The organism is Methylobacterium sp. WL116, assembly GCF_008039455.1.
Taxonomy (GTDB): Bacteria; Pseudomonadota; Alphaproteobacteria; order Rhizobiales; family Beijerinckiaceae; genus Methylobacterium.
Window position 1 is genome coordinate 1 of the sequence record NZ_VRUV01000793.1, and the last position, 1501, is coordinate 1501.

Below are 1501 nucleotides of genomic sequence, written 5' to 3' on the forward strand. Positions count from 1 at the left end.
GCCCGGGCGCGGGCGCGCGAGGCCCTGGTCAAGGTCGGGATCCCGGCACCCGACGCGCTCGTGCGCGCGGATCGCCTCGACCACCTGGGTCTCGACCCGCAGCACCGGGTTCAGGGTGGTCATCGGGTCCTGGAAGATCATCGCCATCCGCCTGCCGCGCAGCGGCCGGAGCTCGGCCTCCGGCAGACCGGCGATGTCGCGGCCCTCGAGCAGGATCCGGCCGCCCGAGACCCGGCCGGGCGCCTCGATCAGCCCCATCAGCGCGAGCCCGGTCACCGACTTGCCCGAGCCGGATTCGCCGACGAGCCCCAGCACCTCGCCGCGGCCCACGGTGAGGCTCACCCGGTCGACGGCGACGTGCTCGCGCCCGCCGGCTTTGAAGCTCACGCTGAGGTCTTCGAGGGCGAGGACGGGGGCGGTCATGGCGCATTCCCCTGCCCGACGCCGCTTGCCTCCCCCCTCTGCGGGCTCGCGGAGGCGCGCATGCCCGCGCGTCGGCAGACGGACGGATTGCGCGAAGCACCACGCGGCCCCCTCTCCCGAACGGAAGAGGGAACCCGCGCCACCTCGGGAATGCGTGGCGAAACATGTGACCGCGATCGCCCGCCGGGGCCGGAAGGGATGTGCACGGACGGATTTCTTCGGCCGGTCCCGGAGGCCATCAATCCGAAAACCTCGGGTTCAGCACGTCGCGCAGCCGGTCGCCGACGAGGTTGATCGCGACGATGACCGCCACCAGCGCCAGGCCGGGGAAGGTCGAGATCCAGTACTTGCCCGAGAGCAGGTAGTCGTAGCCGTTCTTGATCAGCAGCCCGAGGGAGGGCTCGGTCACCGGCACGCCGACGCCGAGGAAGGACAAGGTCGCCTCGAGCGCGATGGCGTGCGCCACCTGCATCGTCGCCACCACGATCACCGGGGCCGAGCAGTTCGGCAGCAGGTGGCGGAAGATCAGGCTGCGGCGCGGCAGCGCGAGCGCGCGGGCGGCCTCCATGTACTCGCGCCGGCGCTCGACCAGGGCGGTCGCCCGGATGGCGCGGGCGTAGTAGGCCCATTGCACGGCGATCAGGGCGATCACCACCTTGTCCACGCCGCGGCCGAAGGCGGCGAGCAGCACCAGCGCGATCAGGATCGCCGGGAACGAGAGCTGCAGGTCGGCGAGCCGCATCAGCACGGCATCGACCCGGCCACCGGCGTTGGCCGCGAGCACGCCGATCGTGGAGCCGAGCGTCGCCGCGACCAGGGTCGCCGAGAGGCTGACGACGAGGGAGACGCGCAGGCCGTAGAGGATGGCCGAGAGCATGTCGCGCCCCTGCGCGTCGGTGCCGAGCGCGTACAGCATCCCGGAGACGCTGCGGCTGCCGGGGGGCAGGGTGCCGTCCATCACGTCGAGGTTGGCGAGGTCGTAGGGGTCCTGCGGCGCGATCCAGGGGGCGAGGCAGGCGGCGAGGACCGTCAGCACCAGGGCCGCCAAGCCGAGCGCCGCGCCGGGGCTGCGGAGGAA

2 protein-coding genes are annotated in these 1501 nt (G+C 72.8%); both read right to left on the reverse strand.

Translation table 11 applies throughout. From position 1 onward, the window contains the following. Positions 1 to 423 (reverse strand): ATP-binding cassette domain-containing protein (locus FV223_RS27385; protein WP_147729842.1); only part of this gene is annotated, 423 nt, incomplete at its 3' end. A gap of 238 nt (positions 424 to 661) precedes the next feature. Continuing rightward, a partial coding sequence (locus FV223_RS27390; protein ID WP_147729843.1) for an ABC transporter permease occupies positions 662 to 1501 on the reverse strand: 840 nt, incomplete at its 5' end.